Genomic DNA, 21,156 nt, shown 5'->3' on the forward strand with positions numbered 1-21,156 from the left:
GGGGCAGGGTGGGGTAGTGGGTTAAGCTAGATCATGGCGCGTTACATCGACGAGATCCTGCAGCCCGGCGAGCGCGTGCTGTATTCGACCAATGCGCATTGGATCTTCTACTTTCCGGCCATCGTGGCCTGGATCGCGGCGCTGGCCCTGCTCATCCTGTCGCGGCAGGCGACCGTCGACTGGCTCGTTCTGCTTTGCCTCGGGGCCGCGGGTCTCGCGGCTCTGGCGGCCCTGTATTGGACCGTGAAGGGCTGGTTCCATCGTTTCACCACCGAGACCGACGTCACCAACCTCAGGGTCGTGCACAAGACCGGCTTCATCAAACGCCGAACCTTCGAGATGGCGCTGGACAAGGTCGAGAGCGTCGACGTCGACCAGACCATTCTTGGACGTATTCTCAACTACGGCGACGTGACGATTCGCGGCGTCGGCGAGGGTATCGAGACGATCAAGACCATCGCCTCGCCGCTCGCCTTCCGTAGTTCGATCACCACGCGGTAGGACCGCGCCCAACCATGAGCATGCAGCAAAATACTTCTCTTTCCGCCCAGCTCGGCTCGAGCGTCGACGCCGCCGAGATCGCGAAATTCTCGAAACTCTCGGCGGAATGGTGGGATCCCAAGGGCAAGATGGCGCCGCTGCACCGGATCAACCCGTTGCGGCTCGGCTATATCCGCGACGCCGCCTGCCGCAAGTTCGAGCGCAACGTGCGCAGCCTCAATTGTCTTGGGTCCTTGCGCGTGCTCGACATCGGCTGCGGCGCCGGCCTGCTCTGCGAGCCGCTGTCGCGCCTCGGAGCGCAGGTCATCGGCATCGATCCCTCCGCGAGCAACATCGCGGCGGCGAAGCTGCACGCCGACAAGAGCCATCTGGCGATCGACTATCGCTGCACCACGGTGGAGGAGATCGACCCGCGCGAGCGCTTCGACATCGTGCTGGCGATGGAGGTGGTCGAGCACGTCACCGACGTCGGCATGTTCCTGAAGCGCTGCGCCGCGATGCTGAAGCCGAACGGCCTGATGGTGGTCTCGACGCTGAACCGCAACTGGAAGAGCTTTGCCCTCGCCATCGTCGGTGCCGAATACGTCCTGCGCTGGCTACCGCGCGGCACGCATGAGTGGAACAAGTTCGTCACGCCCGACGAACTGACGAAATACCTGCTCGACAACCGTCTTGTCATCACCGAGCAGACCGGCGTCGTCTACTCGCCCTTCGCCGACAAATGGTCTCTGTCGTCGGATATGGACGTGAACTATATGGTGGTCGCGGAAGCGATGGTGTGAACTGCCCAGGGTGAGTGCGAGCCGTCATTCCAGGAACGCTGTCCTCCTGCGTTCGCAGCGACGACAGCGGAGATTGCCGCACTGACAGAGGTTCTAACCGGCAGCCCCCGCCCTGCGTCCCGGCGCAGGCCCCACATATCTTGCCCTCGGTCTGATCAGCTTGCCGAACTGCAATTGCTCGCTGGCATGCGCGATCCAGCCGACGCTGCGGGCCATCGCGAACAGCGCCAGCTCGCTGCCGGCGGGCAGGCGCAGTGCGTGGACCAGCACGGCGAGCGCGTAGTCGATATTGACGAACTCGCCGGTGGCTTCCGCGATCCGCTCTGGCACTTCCCTGGTGAATTTGCGCGGCGCGCCGGAGCGCGACAGCGCGTTCAGCAGCGACTGCGCGCGGGGGTCGCCGTGCTTGTAGACGCCGTGGCCAAAGCCGGCAAAGCGTTCACCGAGGGCGACACGCTCGCGCACGACAGGCTCGACGTCGCGGTCGACCAGCGTCTTGACGAGCTGTGAGGCCAGGACGCCGGCGCCGCCATGCTTCGGCCCTTTCAACGCGGCGAGCCCGGCGATGACCGAGTCATAAAGGTTGAGGCCGGTCGAGGCAGCGCAGCGCGCGGTGAAGGTCGACGCGTTCAGCTCGTGATCGGCGAGCAGTACCAGCGCGCGGCGGATCAGGTCGGGCGCGTGCTTGTTGTCCGCCGCCCAGGCGCGCGCGACCTGCTGATGCAGCGGCTCGGCCGAGGCGTCCGCATTGAGCATGGTCGCAACCAGCAGGCGGACGATGCGCGCGCCGACCATAGCGCGGCCATCGGGTGCCCGGGTGAAGGCGCGGGGATCGACGCTGGCGGCCAGTGCGAGCACGGCGATGGCGCGGTCGATCGGTGCGGCCCGGCGCGCGGCCTTCGCGATCACGCGCATTTCCTCGGAGAGTTCCGGTTGATTGTCGGGGGCAAACGGATCGACGTCGGCGACATCCCACAGCAGCGTCGCGGCGTGCTCCAGCGTGTCACTCTCGGAAAGATCGACGCAATTGACGCCGCGATAGATGGCGCCCTCCTCGGTGATGGTCGAGATCTCCGTGTCCATCACCGGCAGATCGGCATCGAAGCTGCGCAGGCCGCGTGGCTCCGGCGACGGCACACGGCGCTCCTTCAGCGCCCGAACGTCCTCGGCGCGATAGCGGTTCTTTCGCGAGTCCGGCGTCGGCTCGGAGCGGATCAGGCCGCGGCTGACATAGGCGTAGAGGGTGGCCGGAGAGATCGCGAGCTCGGCGGCGGCTTCCCGAGCGGAGAGGTACAGCCCATTAGAATTTTTCATATTGATTTATGTAATCAAGATTGATCAATGTGTCGAGAGGCCTGACCTTGTTCTCCGTGAACAGGAGATTTGGGTCATGAACATCCACCTCACCAAAAGCCAGATCGGGCTGGACGGCGTTCCCGCGGCCGAGACCGTGCTGAGCCATGTCGACGGCGAGCGCGGCGAGCTCATCATCGCCGGGGAGCACGTCGGGCGGCTCGCCGCCATCTCGAGCTTCGAAGGCGTTACCGCCCGGCTCTGGAATGGCGCCAGCAAGACCACCCTCACCGAAGCCAATGTGCGCTCAAACCTGGGCGTGGCGCGCGAGCGCGCCTTCGCGCGGCTGCCGGACCTGCTGCCGGCGACGCGCGGCATGGGCATCATCGACGGGTTTCGTGCCGCCGTCGCCGGACTTCGCGCCGAGCACCGGCTGGAGCACGAGGCGACGATCGTCGGCGCGTTTCCGGTGATCGCGGGCGCGCTGGTCCGGCGCGCCAAGGGGCTCGAGCCGGTCGCGCCCGATCCCACCGTGAGCCATGCCGCCGACACGCTGCGCATGTTGCACGGCCGTTCGCCTGCAACGCGCGAGGTCACGGCGCTCGACGCCTATCTCGTCACCGCCAGCGACCACGGCATGAACGCATCGACCTTCGCCGCGCGCGTGGTGGCCTCGACGCAGGCCGACCTGTTCGCGGCCGTCACCGCCGGCTATTGCGCGCTGACCGGTCCGCTGCATGGCGGCGCGCCGGAGCCGGTGCTGGAAATGCTGGACGCGATCGGCTCGCGCGAGCGCATTCAGTCCTGGGTCGACGCGGCGCTGGCGCGCGGCGAGCGCATGATGGGTTTCGGTCACCGCGTCTATCGCGTCCGCGATCCGCGCGCCGACGTGCTCAAGACCGCGGTCGAGGCGCTTGCGTCCAATGGCACCGATTTGCCGTTTGCCGGCGAGGTCGAGGCTTATATCCGCAGCGCCTTGCGCAAGAAGAATCCGGAGCGGCCGCTGGAGACGAACGTCGAGTTCTTCACCGCGATCCTGCTCGATGCGCTAGCGATTCCGCGGCAGGCGTTCACGCCGATCTTCGCGGTCGCGCGCGCCGCAGGCTGGACCGCGCACGCCCGCGAACAGCAGCGGACGGGGCGTCTGATCAGGCCGAGCTCGTCCTATGTCGGGGCGATGCCGGAGGGGTAGGGAATGTGTAGTCCGGATGGAGCGAAGCGTAATCCGGGAAAGTCGCCATTGGGAGAGAAAGGTCCCGGATTACGCTTGCGCTCCATCCGGGCTACGAAGCTGGGGAAGGCCTTACGCCTCGCGCACGACCGTCTTCAGATAGTTGTAGGCCTTGATGATCTCGATCAGGCGGTCTTCGGTCGAGCGGTCGCCGCCATTGGCGTCGGGGTGGTGCTGTTTCACCAGCGCCTTGTACTTGGTCTTGACGTCGGCAAGCGTCGCGCTGGGGCCGAGGCCCATGACCTGAAGCGCCTTGCGCTCGGCGTTCATCACTTTGCGCGTCTCGGCCTTGGGCTCCGCTTCGGGGCCCTTGCGCCAGCTGGCGCGGCCGTTGATCTCGCTGAACATGCTGAAAGGATCGGCCGCCATGTCGATCTCTTCCGCGCCCTTCTTGCCGCCATTGGCGCCCATCTTCCAGGTGGGACGGTGACCGGTCAGCGCATCCTTCTGATAGCGCGCGACGGCTTCGGCATTCATGCCGGAAAAGAAATTGTAGTTCTGGTTGTACTCGCGCACGTGGTCGAGGCAGAAGTGCCAGTACTCGCGCTGGTTCTCGCGGCCCTTCGGCGCCCGGTGCGAGCCCTTGTTGGCGCAGCCCGCCCATTCGCAATTGACCGCGGTGTCGCGCGACTTCACTTCCGGCTGCTTGCCCCGCGGCTTCACGCGGATGGAGTCGAAGAATTTTGATGAATCGATCGGCATGGCTGACTTTGACTACGCAATGCAAAAACCTTCAAGTCTTGACATTGCAATTCGCTGAGCACCCGGTCGCGACGAGCTTGGACGTCCGGGTATTGACGGGATGCGAGCGCGCACCTTAATGGCACACATGGCTATGAAAGACACTATCAGCAACAAGTTGCAGGAAGCTTTCACGCCGGAAAGCCTGCAAGTCGTCGACGAGTCACATTTGCATGAGGGCCACGCCGGCCACCGAGCAGGCGGCGAGACGCACTTCCGTGTGTATATCGTGTCTGCCGCCTTCAAAGGGAAGAGCCGGATCGACCGTCATCGCATGATAAATTCAGCGCTCGCCGCGGAACTCGCCGGCAGCGTGCACGCGCTGGCGATCAATGCGCAGGCGCCGGGGGAAGGTTGAATTCTCTGACCCCTGCCCTGGAGGGGGAGGGTCGATCGCGCGCAGCGCGAGCGGGGTGGGGTGATCTCTCCACTCGGGTACTGTTGGACGTGGGAAGACCGTCACCCCACCCCGCTACGCATTGCGCTGCTCTTCATGCGTAGCGACCCACGGGCGAGCTACGCTCGTCCCGGACCCCTCCAGGGGAGGGTAAGGGAAAAATTAGAACGACGTCCCGGCCCGTCTCGGCTTTGCCTCTTCGAGCTCGGCCTCGCGCGTCACCGGTGAAATACGGAGCGCGGTGATGCGGTTGCGCTCGCGGCGGAGGACGCGGAAGCGGAAACCGTGGAAGGTGAAGCTCTGGCCGCGGTCGGGGATCGAGCGCGCCTCGTGAATGACGAGGCCGGCGACCGTGGTTGCCTCTTCATCGGGCAGATGCCAGTCCATGGCGCGGTTGAGGTCGCGGATCGGCACCGACCCGTCGACCACGACGGAGCCGTCCGGCTGACGGCGCACGCCGGCGACCACCACGTCATGCTCGTCGGAGATGTCGCCGACGATCTCCTCCAGAATGTCTTCCAGCGTCACGAGGCCTTCGACCTCACCATACTCGTCGACGACGAGTGCGAAATGGGTCTTGCGGCGGCGGAACGCCTTGAGCTGCTGGGATATCGGCCGCATCTCCGGCACGAACCAGGGCGGCAGCATGATGGTGGTGACGTCGATGCGCGACGTGTCGCCCTCCGATGCGCGGATCGCGCGCAACAGATCCTTGGCGTGCAGAATGCCGATGATGTTCTCCGACTTGTCCCGCCACAGCGGAATGCGGGTGTATTCGGTGGCCAGCACCTCCCGCACCAGCTCCTCCGGCGGCAGGTCGGCGTTGATCATCACCATGGCCGTGCGGTGGACCATCACGTCAGACACCGTCAGCTCGCCGAGACGGAAGACGTTGTGAATGTACTCGGCCTCGCCGCTCTCGATCTTGCCGTGCACGGCCGATTCCTCGACCAGGCCCTCGATCTCCGAATCCGTCAGGATTTCGTGTTGCGAGAACTCCTGCACCCCCATCAGACGGAGGATCGCGCTCGACGCCGTGTTGAGGCACCAGCTCAGCGGGTAGAACAGGAGGTAGGAAAAATGCAGCGGATAGGCAATCCACTGCGACACTGGCATCGGCTCCCTGATCGCAAGCGTCTTCGGCACCTGCTCGCCGATGACGATGTGCAGCGAAGAGAAGACCAGAAAACCCGCCACGAACGAGGTGAAGTGCAGCGTGGCCTCCGACATTCCGAGCGGGCTGAGGACGGGGCTCAGCAGCGCAGACACCGTCGGCTCACCGATCCAGCCGAGACCGAGCGAGGCCATGGTGATGCCGAGCTGGCAGCAGGCGAGATAGGATTCGATGTTCCCCATCATCGTCTGCAGCAGGCGCGCGCCGAAGCGGTTCTGCTCGACCATGGCCTTGACGCGGAAGCCGCGGCTCTTCACCAGCGCAAATTCCGCCGCCACGTAAAACGCGTTGGCGGCGAGCAGGAGGGCCGCAAGCAGCAGATTGATCGAGATCGAACTCATGTTTGCCTCGCGACCGCCCCGGCGTTCCCCGCCGTTTCGCGGGCGGCCGATCTGAACGGTCCCGTTATCACTGCGCGAGCTTCTCTTTCAGGAAGTCGCGCACCGGCGCCGGCTCGACGTCCTTTGCGATCACCGCGCGGCCCACGGCCTCCAGTAGGATGAAGGTGAGCTTGCCGCGCTTGACCTTCTTGTCCTGCGCCATCAGCGCCATCAGCGCGTCGGCATCGGCGAGCCCTTCCTGCGCAAAGCCGGCGATGTCCTGCAGGCGCGTCGGCAGGCCTGCCTCGATCAGGTGGCGCTCGATGCGCGCCGCCTCACGCTCGCCGATCATGCCGAGCTTCGCGGAGAACTGCGCTGCCAGCGTCATGCCGATGGCGACGCCCTCGCCGTGGAACAGGCGGTCGGAGAAGCCGGTCACAGCCTCCAGCGCGTGGCCGAAGGTGTGGCCGAGATTGAGCAGCGCGCGCTCGCCGGTCTCGCGCTCGTCGCGCGCGACGATTGCGGCCTTGGCCCGGCAGGAGGTCGCGATCGCATGCTCGCGGGCCGATCCGCCCCTCGAGATGTCGGCATGGTTCTTCTCCAGCCAGCTGAAGAAGGCCTCGTCGCCCAGCACGCCGTATTTGGCGACCTCGGCATAGCCGGCCCGGAACTGGCGCGGCGACAGCGTGTCGAGCACGGCGGTGTCGGCGATGACGAGCACCGGCTGGTGGAAGGCCCCGAGCAGATTCTTGCCCTGCGGCGAGTTGATGCCGGTCTTGCCGCCGACGCTGGAATCGACCTGCGCGAGAAGCGAGGTCGGCACCTGCACGAAATCGACGCCGCGGCGCAGGATCGCCGCGGCAAAGCCGGCGAGATCGCCGACCACGCCGCCGCCGAGCGCGATGACGAGATCGTTGCGCTCGATCTTCGCTGCGATCAGGGCCTCGCTGACCTTTTCGAGCCCGGCATAGGTTTTCGAGATCTCGCCTTCCTCGACGACGATGCGCGAGGTCGGAATACCGCTGGCTGCGAGCGACGCCTCAGTGGGCTCGAGCCAGTATTTCGCGACGGTGCGGTCGGTCACGATGGCCGTGCGCACGCCGGGACGCAGAGCGGCGACACGCTCGCCGAGCGAGGCCAGCACGCCGCGGCCGATGACGATGTCATAGGCGCGGTCACCGAGTGCGACGTCGACCTTGATGGGATCGGAATGTTTCAACGGCGCAGTCATCTTGACGCACTCGCAATGTCGGCAGGCGGTTGGGCTGGCTCTCCGCCGCAGAGACGGGCGTGCAGCGCCTCGATGCATTCCTCGACGATTCTGTCGTGCGGCACGTCGCGCGAGGCGATGGTGAGGTCGGCATTGGCATAGATCGGCTCGCGCTGGGCGAGAAGGCGCGTCACGGTTCCTTCGGGATCGGCGGTCTGAAGCAGCGGACGGTCGGCACGGCGCCGCACGCGGCGCATGATGACGTCATGGTCCGCCCTCAGCCAGATCGAGATGGCCTTCGCCGCGATGCGTGCGCGCGTCTCCTCGCGCATGAAAGCGCCGCCACCGGTCGCCAGCACGATCGGCCCGCCCTCGAGCAGCCGCGCGATCACACGGGCCTCGCCGTCGCGGAAATAGGGCTCGCCATGGGCCGCAAAGATCTCCGGGATGGTCATGCCGGCATGGGCCACCTCGATTTCGGTGTCGGCATCGATGAAGGGCAGCCTGAGCCGGGCCGCGAGGCGGCGGCCGATGGTGGATTTGCCCACCCCCATCATGCCGACGAGCACGATCGAGCGCGCCCCGAGCGCCGACAGGATGTCGGCCTCGGGCGAAGCAGGAAGCGGCAACGCGGCGTCGGACATCGTCTCGCTCGACTGGATCTCGCTCGAACTGCCGCCAGATGCGGCATGGCTTTGGCCACCTATACGACCCCATGGGGGCCCTCGCCAGAGGACTCTTGCCACGAAACGGCGAACATGTTGGATGATTTCATTGGTTAATTTGGCTGCCGCGCCCCGACCCGAGACCCCAGAACGATGCCGAGCCTGTTCCGCTTCCTGACGGTCGTCGCCGTGATCGGCGGCATCGTCTATGGCGTGGTCTTCGCGCTGGCGAACTTCGTCAACCCGAAGCCGCGGGAAATGACGGTGACGATCCCGCCGGACAAGTTTCTCAAGAAATAGGAGCTAGCCTCCCGGGCATGCCCGCCAAACCCTCAGACACCAGGCTCATCGGCCTGTTCCTCGACATGCTCGCCGCGGAACAGGGCGCCGGCCCCAACACGCTCGATGCCTACCGCCGCGACCTCAGCGATTTCTCGGAATTTCTGGGCCGCGTCGGCCATACATTCGTGGATGCCGAGACCCAGACGCTGCGCGACTATCTCGTCGATCTCGACACCCGCGGCTTCAAATCCACCAGTGTGGCCCGCCGGCTGTCCGCGATGCGGCACCTCTACCGTTTCCTGCTGAACGAGCGCATCCGCGGTGACGATCCCGCCGCGATCCTGTCAGGTCCGAAGCGCGGCCGCGGCCTGCCGAAAGTGCTGTCGATCGCCGACGTCGACCGCATGCTCCGCCGCGCCAGGGAATTGAGCGAGGCGGAAGATGCCTCGCCGTCGAAACGGCTGCGTGCCTTGCGGCTCTATTGCCTGCTCGAGGTGCTTTACGCCACGGGCCTGCGCGTCTCCGAGCTGGTGGCGCTGCCGCGCTCGGCGGCCAAGCGCGACGCCCGCATGATCGTGGTGCGCGGCAAGGGCAACAAGGAACGGCTGGTACCGCTCAACGACGCCTCGCGGCAGGCGATGGCGGACTATCTCGCCGCCACGGAAGCGGCAAAGGCCGACAGGAAGAACAGCGTGGCCGCGTCGAAATGGCTGTTCCCCTCGTTCGGCGAGAGCGGACATCTGACGCGCCAGCATTTTGCCCGCGACCTCAAGGAGCTCGCGGTTGCGTCCGGCTTGCAGGCCCGCCTGGTCTCCCCGCACGTGCTGCGCCACGCCTTTGCCAGCCATCTGCTGCACAACGGCGCGGACCTGCGCATCGTGCAGACCCTGCTCGGTCACACCGACATCTCGACCACCCAGATCTATACCCATGTGGTCGAGGAGCGGCTGAAGAGCTTGGTGCGCGACCTGCACCCGCTGGCGGAGAAGTAGTTGCTGCTGGTAGCCCGGATGGAGCGACGCGTAATCCGGGGCCGCCTCCTCGCGGCCAGACCTTCCCGGATTGCGCTGCGTTCCATCCGGGCTACGGGTAAAGGGTGAAACCGCCTTGACTTCGGCCACATCTCCGCGGAAAGAGCCGGGGCCTCACGGCTGATTTGGCCGACTGCACCAGCACACAAGCCAAACCATTGAAGACGCTACACTTCTTTCCGCCGCCCCAACTTGCTTCGCTTCTCGCGCCCCGTCCCCCTATATTGAGTTGATGCTAGACCAGATGCGCAGCTATCTCGACTTCGAAAAGCCCGTCGCCGAGCTCGACTCCAAGGTCGACGAATTGCGCGCGCTCGCCGCCACCGGCACCGACATCAGCGACGAGGTCGGGCGGATCGAGGACAAGGCGGCGCAGGCGCTGGCCGACCTCTATGCGAACCTGACGCCGTGGCAGAAGACGCTTGTGGCGCGGCATCCGCAGCGGCCGCATTTCAACGACTTCATCAAGGGCCTGATCACCGAATTCACCCCGCTCGCCGGCGACCGCAAGTTCGGCGAGGACGAGGCGCTGGTCGCCGGCTTCGGCCGCTTCCGCGGTGAGCCGATCTGCGTGATGGGCCAGGAAAAGGGCGATTCCACCGAGAGCCGCATCCGGCACAATTTCGGCATGGCGCGGCCGGAAGGGTATCGCAAATGCGTGCGGCTGATGGAGATGGCCGAGCGGTTCGGCCTGCCGGTGCTGTCGCTCGCCGATTCGGCCGGCGCCTATCCCGGCATCGGCGCCGAGGAGCGCGGCCAGGCGGAAGCCATCGCGCGCTCGACCGATGCGTGCCTGGCGCTGACCGTGCCCAACGTCGCGATCATCACTGGCGAGGGCATGTCGGGCGGCGCCATCGCCATCACCACCGCCAACAAGGTCTTGATGCTCGAGCACGCGATCTACAGCGTGATCTCGCCGGAGGCGGCGTCCTCCATTCTCTGGCGCGACGGCACCAAGGCGCAGGAAGCCGCCAACAACATGAAGATCACCGCCCAGGACATGCTCCGCTTCGGCGTCATCGACGCCATCCTGAAGGAGCCGGTCGGCGGCGCCCACCGCGACCCCGCCGCCATGATCGCCACCACGGGCGAGGCCATCGCCAAGGCGTTCGACGAGCTCCGGAACTTTGATGGGGATGCCATCCGCAAGCAGCGGCGGCAGAAATTCCTCGATATCGGCCGCAAACTGGGCTGATTCGCCTCGATTCCGCTCTCGTAAGGTGGGCAAAGCGAAGCGTGCCCGCCAATCCCGGCTGTACGAACGGCTCGTGGGCACGGCGCTTCGCGCCTTTGCCCACCCTACCAGGCCTTTCGAGCAGCCCCCGGTAACCCCGCCTTAACCCTTTTTTTGCCCAAATCGGCGATCTGAGTCCCCTCGGCCCGAAAGCCCAAGTTCCGTCCCAAGTCGCGTCCATTTAGTCTTCGTTGACCATGCCACTGGGCCAACGCCCTCGTGATCCCCGCTCGGGTTGCGACCACATGACCCAGAGGTTAGAATTTTAATCAATGGCTTCAGGGCATAAGCGCTGGAGCGGGGTCTGACCGGGCCCGTCTCGGCGGGTCGGTTTACCGGTCGGATTGCGCTTCGGAATAATTGGGGTTCGCGCTTCAATGCCCGGCACGGTGTGGGGTCCATCTTGATTTCTCGTTCGCTTGCTCGCGCGCTCTTGGTTTCGGTTGCGCTGATGACGGCCGGCGGTCTGCTCGCCGGCTGCAACACCGATCAGGTCTCGCTTGCGACCAACGCCAAGGCCAATCAGCCGGTGCCGCCGAAGCTGATCGCCGCGATGGCTGAGAAGGACATGGACCTGCAATCGCCGATCCTGGTCCGCCTGTTCAAGCAGGAGGCCGAGCTCGAGGTCTGGAAGCAGACCCGCTCGGGCCAGTTCGCGCTGCTCAAGACCTATCCGATCTGCCGCTGGTCGGGCGATCTCGGCCCCAAGGTGCGCGAAGGCGACCGCCAGGCGCCGGAGGGATTCTACTCGATCAATCCGAGCCAGATGAATCCGCAATCGTCCTATTACCTCTCGTTCAACACCGGCTACCCGAACGCGTTCGACAAGGCGCTGGGCCGCACCGGCTCGCAGCTGATGGTGCATGGCGATTGTTCGTCGCGCGGCTGCTACGCGATGACGGACGAGCAGATCGCGGAGATTTATTCGCTCGGCCGCGAGTCCTTCTTCGGCGGCCAGAAGGCGTTCCAGCTGCAGGCCTATCCGTTCAAGATGACGCCGGTGAACATGGCCAGGCACCGGAACAATCCGAACATGCCGTTCTGGAAGATGATCAAAGAAGGCTATGATCATTTCGAGGTGACGCGGCAGGAGCCGAAGGTCGATTTCTGCGAGAAGAGATACGTGTTCGACGCCGCCAAGCCGGCGGACGCCAAGCGCGATCTGGTGTTCGACGCCTCTGCCAAATGTCCGGCCTATGTGATCCCCGAAGAGATCGCCAGCGCGGTCCGCGAGAAGCAGGCCAAGGACGAAACCGAATACGCAAGGCTCGTCGCCAAGGGCACGCCGGTGGCGCGGATGAACACCGGCATTGACGGCGGCATGCACAAGGTGTTCGCCGCCAAGATTCCAGAAGGCTCGACCGGCCTGTCCGAGAGCGCCGAAGGCACCACGCTGCAGATGCTGGCCATGGCGAAGGCGCCGGGCACGATCCCCGGCCACGTCAACCCGCCCAAGCCGAACCTCGATGCGGTGGCAAGTGCGCCGGCGCCGCGGGAAGAGCCGGTGGTCGCCGTCAGCGCGCCTGCCGCGAGCACCCGCGTTGCCGCGGCGTCGCCCGCTGCGAAGTCTGAAAGCGGCGGCTTCTTCTCCAATCTCGGCCGCAAGATGGGGCTCGGCACCGCCGACACCACCGCGACCGCGACGCCTGCGCCGCAAGCCACCGCGTCCGTGGCCCCGGCCGCCCAGACGTCCACGACGCCGGCCACGGCCGCCTCGCGACTCAAGGCCGCCGTGACCCGCTTCGTGCCGGGACATGACAAGTCCAAGGATTCAGTCAAGGAGGCGGCGAAGGATACGCCGAAGCCGGCCGTAGCAGCCGCCAAGCCGGCCGAGCCGCCGAAGCCCGACACCCGCCTCGCCGCGACGCGTCCGGCGCTGAAGCCATCGGTGAGCGAAGGCGCGGGCGACAGCACCCCGATGATATCAGGCGCCGCGCCGGTGGTGCAGTCGAACTCGTTCGACAGCCGCTTCTCGGCGGTGAAGTAGGCTAGCGCCCGAGCGCGCAATTATCGCTCTTTCCTCCGCACCGCACGGTAGGGACTGTGAATCGTGAACGCGTCGGGCACTATGCCGCTTTCGATCCGCTTCCATGTCACCTGTGCAGCAATGGGAAAGTTCTCGCGTGCCCGCGGCGAGAAGGTGCCGATCGCGGTGGTGCCGCGGCCGTTGCGCAAATAGTCGAGAAAAATGCGGCCGCTGCGCCTGGCCTGGGCCGAGAGGACGTAGCGGTCCGGCCGACGCAATGCGAAATCGGCCACGAGGCTGCGCGCCACGCGATGCGCCTGATCGTGCAGCATTGCCACCTCAAGCGGTGCCGTCAGATGAATGCCCTTGCCACCGGTCAGCTTGGGCCAGGTCGCAAACCCCTCACGGCTCATCAGCGCGCGAAGCTCCAGAGCGGTCTCGATCACAGCATGCCATTCGACGCCCTCGCCGGGATCAAGGTCGATCACGATGCGGTCGGCGTGCTCGATATCCTCAACAGTCGAATTCCACGGGTGCAATTCGACTGCGCCGATCTCGACGAGCCCGAGGAAGCCCTCAAGACTGTCCACCCAAAGCCGCGTGCCTTCGCCGCCTTCGCGCTTTCGGATGCGTAGCTGGTGCACCGCTTGCGGAATGTCCTTCGGCAGCGGCCCCTTGTGATAGAACGTCGTGCCGTGCACGTGCCGCACCAGCTTGAGCGGGCGATGTCCTAGATGCAGCAGCGCCTTCTTCCAGACACGCGCCCAGTAATGCGCGAGCTCTTCCTTGGACGGCACGATCGCATCGGGCAGCAGCTGCAGGATATTCTCTTTGGGAACGCCGAGCTTCGGCCGCCCGACCGATGAAGGCACCAACCGGGGCGCCCTGACCTTCCGCGGCGCAAGATCGTCGCGCAGGCCCTTGAATACGGCTTCACGCAGCAGGCCATCGTCGGTCAGGGCGCCATATTCCACCTCGGCATTCACCAGCGGCTCAACCCACGTGGCCTTGGGCTTCTTGACCGGCAGATCGAGCGGAGAATCGCGCCGGATCAGTGGGTCGAGCCGCTCACGCAATTCACGCGCGGTCGCCTCGGTGTATCCGGTGCGGACCTTACCGGCATAAAGCAGGCGCTCATCCTCGTGACGTCCGACATAAAGTGAAGCCACCTTGCGCGGGCGCGCGCCCAGCTTTTCGACGAATGCCACGATCGGAAACGTCTCGCTCTTCTTGCATTTCAGCTTGAGCCAGGTTTCCTGCCGTCCGGAGCGATAAGGTGCGTCGGCGCGCTTGGCCAGCAGCCCTTCGAGGCCAAGCCTGCAAGCATGGCGAAGGATTTGCTCGCCGTCGGCTTCGACGTGCTCGACGTAGATGAAAGTCTCGGGCGCTTCTTTCAGAAGCCGCCGCAGCAGCTGCTTGCGCTCGACAAAGGCGACGGCGCGCAAATCGTATCCGTCAAGGTACAACAGATCGAACGCGTGATAGCGAATGCGGCGGCTCTGCCTGGCGCCGAGCTCGCGCCGCAGCTGCTGGAAATCCGGCAGGCCATTACTGCCGTAGACGACGGCCTCGCCATCAATGATCGCACTCCCGGCTCTGAGCTTTCGCGCGCCGGCTGCAATCGACGAGAACTGCCCGGTCCAATCGTATCCGGCGCGCGAATAGACCGTCGCCGCGCCCGCCTGCAGGTGAAGTTGCGCGCGATAGCCGTCGGCCTTTATCTCGAACACCCAGCCGCTGCCTTGCGGCGGGTTCTCGCGTAGCGTGGGATCGCATGGCACGATGTATGATCGAATCGGAATCTTCCGCGCGCCGGCTAGGCGCGATAGTCCCGACTGACGCAACGCAACGGCACACATGCGGGATTCAACGCGCCCCGACAGATTCGTTCCGATCTGAAATAAAATCGATGGAATGCCGCGAAGCTCTTGAACAACCCGAATATTTCGCAGTGCGAGGGGCGCCGCGCGCTAAGGCGCCAGATACCGCATCAGCTCCGGACTGCCTTTCACCTCGCCGGCGTCGCCCTGCAGCGCGACGCGGCCGCGGTCGAGCACATAGGCGTAGTCGGCGACTCGCAAAGCGAGGTCGAGGTGCTGCTCGACGATGATGACGGCGATGCTCTTGGCAAGCTCGATCAGGCGCTCGGTGATCTCCTCGATGACGCCGATCCAGACGCCCTCGGTGGGCTCATCCAGCAGCAGCAGTTTTGGATCCCCGAGCATGGCGCGGCCGATCGCGAGCATCTTGCGCTCGCCGCCGGAAAGCGTGCCGGCGGGCTGGTCGAGGCGCTGGCCGAGCTTTGGGAAGATCGCCAGCAAGCGGTCGATGGCGGAGGAATCCTTCTTAGCCAGCGAGCCGACGGCGAGATTGTCGCGCACCGACAGGCGCGCGAACACCGAATGCTCCTGTGGCACATAGCCGATGCCGGCGCGGACGCGCTCCTGGGTGGCGCGGCGACTGATGTCGCGGCCGTCGAAGGCGACCTCGCCCTTCCATGCCGGCAGCTCGCCGACGATGGTCTTCATCAGCGTGGTCTTGCCGGCGCCGTTGCGGCCGAGCACGGCAACACCGCCGCGCCAGGGAATGCCGAGGCTGACGTCGAACAGGACCTGGCTGCGGCCATAGCCGGCGTCGAGATGCTTGATGTCCAAAAATTCAGGCACGGCGCAGATAGATCTCCTGGACGGATGTGTTGGCCTGGATCTCGGACACCGTGCCTGTTGCCAGCACCTTGCCCTGGTCGAGCACGGTGAGGCGATCGCAGATGTCGCGAATGAAATCGAGGTCGTGCTCGACGATGACTAGCGAGCAATGTTTTTTGATCGGCTGCAGCAGCTCGCCGGTGACGCGGCGCTCTTCCAGGCTCATGCCGCCGGTGGGCTCGTCGAGCAATAGGAGCTTCGGCTTACCGGCGAGCGCCATCGCGATCTCCAGCCATTGCTGCTGGCCGTGCGACAGCGCAGCGGCCGCATCGAAGGCGCGGTCGGCGAGACGGAACTGCGTCAGCATGGACATGACCCGGTCGTGCAACGCACCGCGCGTGCGCGAGAACACGAGGTCGAACAGCGAGGACTGCGCCTGCAGCGCGAGCAGGATGTTGTCGTAGAGCGTGAGCGACGGCAGCACGGATGTGATCTGGAATTTCAGGCTCATGCCGGCGCGCGCACGTTCGGTCGGCGTGAACGCGGTGATGTCGGTGTTGACGAAGGAGACCTTGCCTTGGGTCGGCACTTCGGCGCCGGCGATGCACTTCATCAGCGTGCTCTTGCCCGAGCCGTTCGGGCCGATCAGGCCGTGAAACTCATTCTCGCCGACCGTGAGGGCTGCGCCGTCGAGCGCGGTGAGCTTGCCGAAGACCTTCTTGATGCCGGCCGCTTCAAGGAGCATTGCGCCTCTCCTTTTGCTTGGCACCAAAGCTGCCGACGCGTTCGCGCTCGCCGAGCACAAAACTGATCAGGCCGAGCGGCCGGAACAAGATCACGAGCAGGAGCAGCAGGCCGAGGATTATCGGCCAGATCTCGCGGTAATTGTCCGAGAGCCAGAAGCTGACGCCCTCGACGATGACAGCGCCGACGACGGCACCGATCAGCGTGCCGGAGCCGCCGAACAGCACATAGAGCACGACCTGGGTCGAAACCACGACGCCCACCATGTTGGGCCAGACGAAGCCTTCGTGGAAGGCATAGAGGCTGCCGGCGAGGCCTGCGACGGCGCCGCCGATGGTGAAGATAATGGCTTTGAGATGCTGCGCCTTGTAGCCGAAGAAGGCGATGCGCTGCTCGTTCTCGCGCAGGCCTGCGAGCGCAAGGCCGAATTGCGAGCGAACCAGGAAGCGGCAGAGCAGATAGACCACGACGAGGATGCCGAGCACGAGATAATAGAACGCTGGGCCTTCCGTGAAGTCGTATGACCCAAGCGACATCGGCGCGATCGAGGGGATGCCGTTCTGGCCGCCGAGATAGTACCAGCCGCGCGCGAGCCGATCGGCGGCGTAGGAGCCGGTCAGCGTGCCGAGCGAGACGAAGATCACGCTGGAGGGATGCCGTCCCAGCAGCAGGAAGCCGCCGAGCAGCAGCGCGAAGGTGAGGCCGATCAGCGTGCCTGCCGGCAACACCAGGAAGATGTTGGTGATGTCGAGGTCGCGCGCGAGCAGGGCGACGCCGTAACCGGCCGAGCCGAAGAACAGCGCCTGGCCGAAGCTCATGATGCCGGCATAGCCCCAGACCAGGTCGAAGGACAGCGCAAACAGCGCGAGGATGATCACGCGCGTCGCGAAAACCGTGAGATAGTCCTGCAGCACCAGCGGCGCGAGTAGCGCCGCGAGGAGCACGAGGCCCTCGATGACAGGCAGGATTTTTCGTCTTGCCTTGACCTCGTCATTGGCCCGTTTCGCCGCTGCGCCCTCAGCCATCGCACCGTCCATTTCGTCGTCCACGTCGGCGACGATGGCCTCTCTTACCACACTCATCGGCTTCAGCATTCCGAGTTCAACATCGTCAGAGGCAGCCGTGTCAATCACGGCGGGATTCACCTCTCCCCGAGAGGGGAGAGGCGAAAATCAGCATTCCTTGGGATCGACGAGGCCGTTGCTGCGCCCGACGATCTCGTAATTTCCGCTCTTGGCGACGGCGGTGTACATCTTCATCTTGCAGTGCCGCTTGCCCGGCACCATCTCGGCGGGTCCGCCCGGACCTTCGGCGATCTTGGCATGGTCGAGCGCGGCGGCCACGGACTCGCGGTCGATCTTGCCGGCTTCCTTGACCGCGGCTTCCCACAGCTTGAGACCGCGATAGGTGCCGGTGGCAGCGCTGCCGGCGGCGAACAGGAAGTTGCCCGGGAAATCCTTCTCATAGGCCGCCTGAATCTTGGCGTCGAACGGGTTCTCCTTGGTCAGCACCTTGAAATAGTCGAGGCAGCTCGCAAGGCCCTCGATCTCCGCGGCCTGGTTGATGTTGAGCGTGTTCTCGTCGTAGTAGACGCAGGCCAGGCGCCCGCCGTTCTTGAGGAAGCCTGCTTCATAGAGCTGCTTGAAGAACGGGCCGACGCCGGGCGGGATGACGGTGTTGAAGACGACGTCGACCTTGTTGGAGATGATGCGGTTGACGGTCGCGGAGAAGTCGACCTGGTCGAGCGGGTAGTACTCCTCGAAGACGACCTCGCCACCATTCGATTCGATCACCTTGCGGGCGTAGACGTTGAGCGTGTGCGGCCAGACGTAGTTGGCGCTGGGCAGCGCGAACTTCTTGCCGCCGTTCTTGATCAGCCAAGGAATGAACTCGTCGCATTGCTGCGCCGGCGTCGGGCCGGTGCAGAACAGGTACGGCGTGCACTCCTTGCCCTCGTAGAGCTGCGGATAGATGTAGAGCGTCTTGCCGCGCGAAACGATCGGGTCCTTGATCGCGTTGCGCATCGAGGAGGTGATGCCGCCGAGCACCATATCGACCTTGTCGCGCTGGATCAGCTTGCGAACGTTTCCGACGGCGACGGATTCGTTGGACGCGGTGTCCTCGATATAGAGCTCGAGCGGACGGCCGAGCAGGCCGCCGGCCGCGTTGATCTCCTTGATCACCATTTTCGCGACGTTGGCGTCGGCGTTGCCGGCATAGGCGATCGGGCCGGTGAGGTCGGTGGCGATGCCGACCTTGATCGGCGCCTCGGCCGCATTGGCCCAGGGCGCCGGAATCACCCAGCTGCCGACGCCGGTTGCGACCGCGCCGGATGCAAAGGCGAAATTGGACAGGAAACGACGTCGCGTGAGCTGAGTACGATCGAGCATGTGATTAAACCCCTTTTCCAGCGATGAGACCTTGCGGACGGAATTTGATGAAGACGATGGCGAGCACGAAGACGAGCACGTCGGCGACGACGGGTGCCATTACCCAGGGCAGCGCCGCGCTCAGCGTGCCGATGACGCCGGCGCCCGCGACCGGGCCGATGAAGGAGCCGACCCCGCCGACCATGACCGCGACAAAACCCTGGATCAGGAAGCGCAGGCCGAGATCGGCAAACAGGCTGAACACCGGCACGATCAGCGCGCCGGCAAGGCCCGCGAGCGCCGCACCGAAGGCGAACGTCGCGCCGTAGATCAGCGGCGTCGAAATGCCCGACGCACGCGCCAGCGACGGGTTCTCCAGCGTCGCCCGCACGCGCAGGCCGAAACTCGTCCGCGACAACAGCAGATAGCAGAGGCCCATCACCAGCAGCGTGATGATGATGATGGTGAAGCGCCACGCCGAGATGTGCATGGCGCCGATGTCGATCGAGCCGCCGATCGGCTCCGGCACGGTGAGGTAGAAGCCGCCGATCAGCCCGCGAACGGCCTCGCGGATGATCAGGCCGAGCGCATAGGTGCCGAGCATGGCAACGATCGGCGCGGCGTAGAATCGTCGGATGATCAGCGCCTCCAGCACGAAGCCGAGCGCACCGACCACGAAAGGCGCCGCAACCATGCCGGCCCAGATCGGCAGGCCCTTGGCATAAGCGAGATAGGTGATGTAGGCGCCGAGCAGGACGAACTCGCCCTGCGCGAAGTTGAAGATGCCCATCATGCTGGCGATGATCCCGAGCCCCAGCACAATCAGGACGATGATCGCGCCGAAGCTCAGGATCTCGAACGCCGCGACGAACGCGTTAGCCATGCGTTGCGTTTCCGCCGAGTTGAAGCAAAGGTTTCCTCACATCTTCTTCCAGTCGCCGATCTGCTCGAAGGCATGGGCGGCGCGGTAGATGGTGGATTCCTCGAACATGCGGCCGACCAGCATCAGGCCGACGGGCAAGCCCTCGACCATGCCGCAGGGCAGCGACATCGCCGGATGATGGGTGATGTCGAACGGCGCGGTGTTGGAGATCATCTCGAGCGCGCGGGCGACATATTCCTCGCGGCTGGCATTGGGCTCCGGCAGCTTGGTCGCCTTCATCGGCGTCGTCGGCATCAGGAGCAGGTCGTAATCCCCAAACGCCTTGTCGTAGGCCGCGGTCAGCCGGCGCGAGATGTTGAGGGCCTTGCCGTAGAAGCGAGGGCCGAAATTGTTGTTGATGTAGGTGCCGAGCATCATGAACAGCTTCGTGGTCTCGGACAGCGAATCGGCCTGCCGACGCCAGCCGCGATGGAAATCCATCAGCGAGGTCGAATAGAGATCGCCGCGGCTGAGGCCGTAGCCGTCGCCGAACATCATGGTCTGGGTCAGGCCTTCCGTGCCGATCGGCGTCCAGATCGCCCCGCCCATCAGGTGCATCGGGATCGAGACGGTCTCGACCGTGGCGCCGAGATCCCTAAAGCGCTTTGCGGCCTCGCGCACGCTTTCATTCACCGCAGACTCGGCGGTCGGCTGCTCGAAGCCTTCCTTGACGATGCCGATCTTCATGCCCTTGACGCCCTGGCCTAGCGCCTTGGTGTATTCCTCGACCTTCGGAGCCTTGATGCGCGGATCGTAGCCGTCGTCCCCGGCGAGCACCTCGAGCAGCAGCGCATTGTCTTCGACCGTTGCCGTCATCGGACCGGTGTGATCGACATAGATCTCGATCGGCATGATGCCGGTGTAGGGGACGAGGCCCCAGGTCGGCTTCATGCCGTAGATGCCGCAGAACGACGACGGCATGCGGATCGAGCCGCCCTGGTCGCCGCCAATGGCCATGTCGACCTCGCCGAGCGCGACCACGACGCCCGATCCCGACGACGAGCCGCCGGCCGAGTAGCCCATCTTGTGCGGATTATGCACCGGCCCGTAGGAGCCGGTGTGGCTGCCGCCGGACAGGCAGAAATGCTCGCAATGCACCTTGCCCTTGATCTCGGCGCCGGCATCCAGCATGCGCGTGACGATGGTGGCGTCGAAATCGGGCACATAGCCTTCCAAGGTCGACGAGCCGTTGGTCATGGGCACGCCGGCCAGCATGATGTTGTCCTTCAGCGCGATGGTCTTGCCCTTGAGCTTGCCGCTGGCGGCGCCCTTCACTGTCGACTTGCGATACCAGGCATTGCGCGGGTTCTCCTCCGCCGAGGGCCGATAGCCCGGCGTGCGCGGATATTTCACTTCGGGCAATTCGTCCGGCATCGCGGCAACGAGATTGTAGGCTTCGATCGAGCCCTGCATGAGACCGCGGAACGAGGCGACGTCGTCATCGGTGAGCGAAAGACCGCATTGCTCGGCGACACTGCGAAGTTGGGCTGGCGTGGGAAGGGCAACTGTCACGGCGCTCTCCTTGAAGTTCTTTGCAACGTTGGGCGTGGCCGCCCCGGCGCGACGCACGCACCCGCGGCCTCGCCGAAACATTCAAAACGGAAATATTTTCGTTTTCAAGTATTATTTTGCAAATGCGGGCCGGTCTA

Annotated in this window: 20 protein-coding genes; 8 read left to right on the plus strand and 12 right to left on the minus strand. The window is 65.0% G+C overall.

Annotated elements, in window-relative coordinates; translation table 11 throughout:
• The first annotated feature begins 33 nt into the window (after positions 1 to 33).
• Complete coding sequence (locus I6F09_RS31835) at positions 34 to 501, plus strand: PH domain-containing protein (protein ID WP_036014717.1); 468 nt, start codon at positions 34 to 36, stop codon at positions 499 to 501.
• A gap of 14 nt (positions 502 to 515) precedes the next feature.
• Positions 516 to 1,283 carry a bifunctional 2-polyprenyl-6-hydroxyphenol methylase/3-demethylubiquinol 3-O-methyltransferase UbiG gene (gene ubiG / locus I6F09_RS31840; protein WP_036026212.1) on the plus strand — a complete coding sequence of 256 codons (768 nt, stop codon included), beginning with the start codon at positions 516 to 518 and terminating at the stop codon, positions 1,281 to 1,283.
• A 93-nt stretch (positions 1,284 to 1,376) separates the two neighbouring features.
• Here the strand turns inward: ubiG and I6F09_RS31845 are convergent, their stop codons facing one another.
• Complete coding sequence (locus I6F09_RS31845; protein WP_225189819.1) at positions 1,377 to 2,597, minus strand: citrate synthase family protein; 1,221 nt, start codon at positions 2,595 to 2,597, stop codon at positions 1,377 to 1,379.
• 76 nt (positions 2,598 to 2,673) lie between these two features.
• Here I6F09_RS31845 and I6F09_RS31850 point away from each other — a divergent pair, with 76 nt between their 5' ends.
• A complete protein-coding gene (locus I6F09_RS31850; RefSeq protein ID WP_225189820.1) occupies positions 2,674 to 3,768 on the plus strand; it encodes a citrate synthase/methylcitrate synthase in 1,095 nt (364 codons plus the stop codon).
• A gap of 111 nt (positions 3,769 to 3,879) precedes the next feature.
• Here the strand turns inward: I6F09_RS31850 and I6F09_RS31855 are convergent, their stop codons facing one another.
• Positions 3,880 to 4,509 carry a DnaJ domain-containing protein gene (locus I6F09_RS31855; protein WP_225189821.1) on the minus strand — a complete coding sequence of 210 codons (630 nt, stop codon included), beginning with the start codon at positions 4,507 to 4,509 and terminating at the stop codon, positions 3,880 to 3,882.
• A 127-nt stretch (positions 4,510 to 4,636) separates the two neighbouring features.
• Between I6F09_RS31855 and I6F09_RS31860 the strand changes: the two genes are divergently transcribed.
• The gene (locus tag I6F09_RS31860) at positions 4,637 to 4,906 is read left to right on the plus strand and encodes a BolA family protein (RefSeq protein WP_050995968.1); all 270 of its coding nucleotides are present in this window, start codon (positions 4,637 to 4,639) and stop codon (positions 4,904 to 4,906) included.
• Between the two features lie 201 nt (positions 4,907 to 5,107).
• Here I6F09_RS31860 and I6F09_RS31865 read toward each other — a convergent pair whose 3' ends face one another.
• From I6F09_RS31865 to I6F09_RS31875, 3 genes are all read right to left on the minus strand, one after another.
• On the minus strand, positions 5,108 to 6,460 hold the full coding sequence (locus I6F09_RS31865; RefSeq protein ID WP_036014704.1) for a hemolysin family protein: 1,353 nt from the start codon (positions 6,458 to 6,460) through the stop codon (positions 5,108 to 5,110).
• 67 nt (positions 6,461 to 6,527) lie between these two features.
• Complete coding sequence (gene aroB / locus I6F09_RS31870) at positions 6,528 to 7,670, minus strand: 3-dehydroquinate synthase (RefSeq protein ID WP_036014703.1); 1,143 nt, start codon at positions 7,668 to 7,670, stop codon at positions 6,528 to 6,530.
• Positions 7,667 to 8,293 (minus strand): shikimate kinase, encoded by a 627-nt coding sequence (locus I6F09_RS31875; protein WP_036042618.1) that lies wholly within the window; start codon positions 8,291 to 8,293, stop codon positions 7,667 to 7,669. Before I6F09_RS31875 ends, aroB begins: the two co-directional genes overlap by 4 nt.
• A 174-nt stretch (positions 8,294 to 8,467) precedes the next feature.
• Between I6F09_RS31875 and I6F09_RS31880 the strand changes: the two genes are divergently transcribed.
• The 4 genes from I6F09_RS31880 (at position 8,468) to I6F09_RS31895 (ending at position 12,848) form a co-directional block, all read left to right on the plus strand.
• Positions 8,468 to 8,614, plus strand: a complete 147-nt coding sequence (locus I6F09_RS31880) for a hypothetical protein (protein ID WP_036026218.1) — start codon at positions 8,468 to 8,470, stop codon at positions 8,612 to 8,614.
• Positions 8,615 to 8,631: 17 nt separating this feature from the next.
• Positions 8,632 to 9,588: a site-specific tyrosine recombinase XerD gene (gene xerD, locus I6F09_RS31885; RefSeq protein WP_225113633.1), complete on the plus strand. Its 957-nt coding sequence runs from the start codon at positions 8,632 to 8,634 to the stop codon at positions 9,586 to 9,588.
• Positions 9,589 to 9,859: 271 nt separating this feature from the next.
• Entirely contained in the window at positions 9,860 to 10,822 is a 963-nt protein-coding gene (locus tag I6F09_RS31890) for an acetyl-CoA carboxylase carboxyltransferase subunit alpha (RefSeq protein WP_036014693.1), read from the plus strand.
• Positions 10,823 to 11,312: 490 nt separating this feature from the next.
• Complete coding sequence (locus tag I6F09_RS31895; protein WP_057030185.1) at positions 11,313 to 12,848, plus strand: murein L,D-transpeptidase family protein; 1,536 nt, start codon at positions 11,313 to 11,315, stop codon at positions 12,846 to 12,848.
• A gap of 20 nt (positions 12,849 to 12,868) precedes the next feature.
• Here the strand turns inward: I6F09_RS31895 and ligD are convergent, their stop codons facing one another.
• From ligD to I6F09_RS31930, 7 genes are all read right to left on the minus strand, one after another.
• The gene (gene ligD / locus I6F09_RS31900) at positions 12,869 to 14,686 is read right to left on the minus strand and encodes a DNA ligase D (RefSeq protein ID WP_225189822.1); all 1,818 of its coding nucleotides are present in this window, start codon (positions 14,684 to 14,686) and stop codon (positions 12,869 to 12,871) included.
• A gap of 111 nt (positions 14,687 to 14,797) precedes the next feature.
• Positions 14,798 to 15,493, minus strand: coding sequence for an ABC transporter ATP-binding protein (locus I6F09_RS31905; RefSeq protein WP_225189823.1), 696 nt, complete (start codon positions 15,491 to 15,493; stop codon positions 14,798 to 14,800).
• Positions 15,486 to 16,217 (minus strand): ABC transporter ATP-binding protein, encoded by a 732-nt coding sequence (locus I6F09_RS31910; protein ID WP_225189824.1) that lies wholly within the window; start codon positions 16,215 to 16,217, stop codon positions 15,486 to 15,488. The genes I6F09_RS31905 and I6F09_RS31910 overlap by 8 nt, the downstream gene beginning before the upstream one ends.
• Positions 16,207 to 17,310, minus strand: coding sequence for a branched-chain amino acid ABC transporter permease (locus I6F09_RS31915; protein WP_225189825.1), 1,104 nt, complete (start codon positions 17,308 to 17,310; stop codon positions 16,207 to 16,209). The genes I6F09_RS31910 and I6F09_RS31915 overlap by 11 nt, the downstream gene beginning before the upstream one ends.
• A gap of 78 nt (positions 17,311 to 17,388) precedes the next feature.
• Positions 17,389 to 18,606, minus strand: a complete 1,218-nt coding sequence (locus I6F09_RS31920) for a substrate-binding protein (RefSeq protein WP_036026233.1) — start codon at positions 18,604 to 18,606, stop codon at positions 17,389 to 17,391.
• 4 nt (positions 18,607 to 18,610) lie between these two features.
• Complete coding sequence (locus I6F09_RS31925; RefSeq protein WP_225113637.1) at positions 18,611 to 19,468, minus strand: branched-chain amino acid ABC transporter permease; 858 nt, start codon at positions 19,466 to 19,468, stop codon at positions 18,611 to 18,613.
• 36 nt (positions 19,469 to 19,504) lie between these two features.
• Positions 19,505 to 21,019 (minus strand): amidase, encoded by a 1,515-nt coding sequence (locus tag I6F09_RS31930; RefSeq protein WP_225189826.1) that lies wholly within the window; start codon positions 21,017 to 21,019, stop codon positions 19,505 to 19,507.
• Positions 21,020 to 21,156: the final 137 nt, after the last annotated feature.

The sequence above is a fragment of the Bradyrhizobium sp. IC3195 genome (assembly GCF_020193585.1).
Lineage (GTDB): Bacteria > Pseudomonadota > Alphaproteobacteria > Rhizobiales > Xanthobacteraceae > Bradyrhizobium > Bradyrhizobium yuanmingense.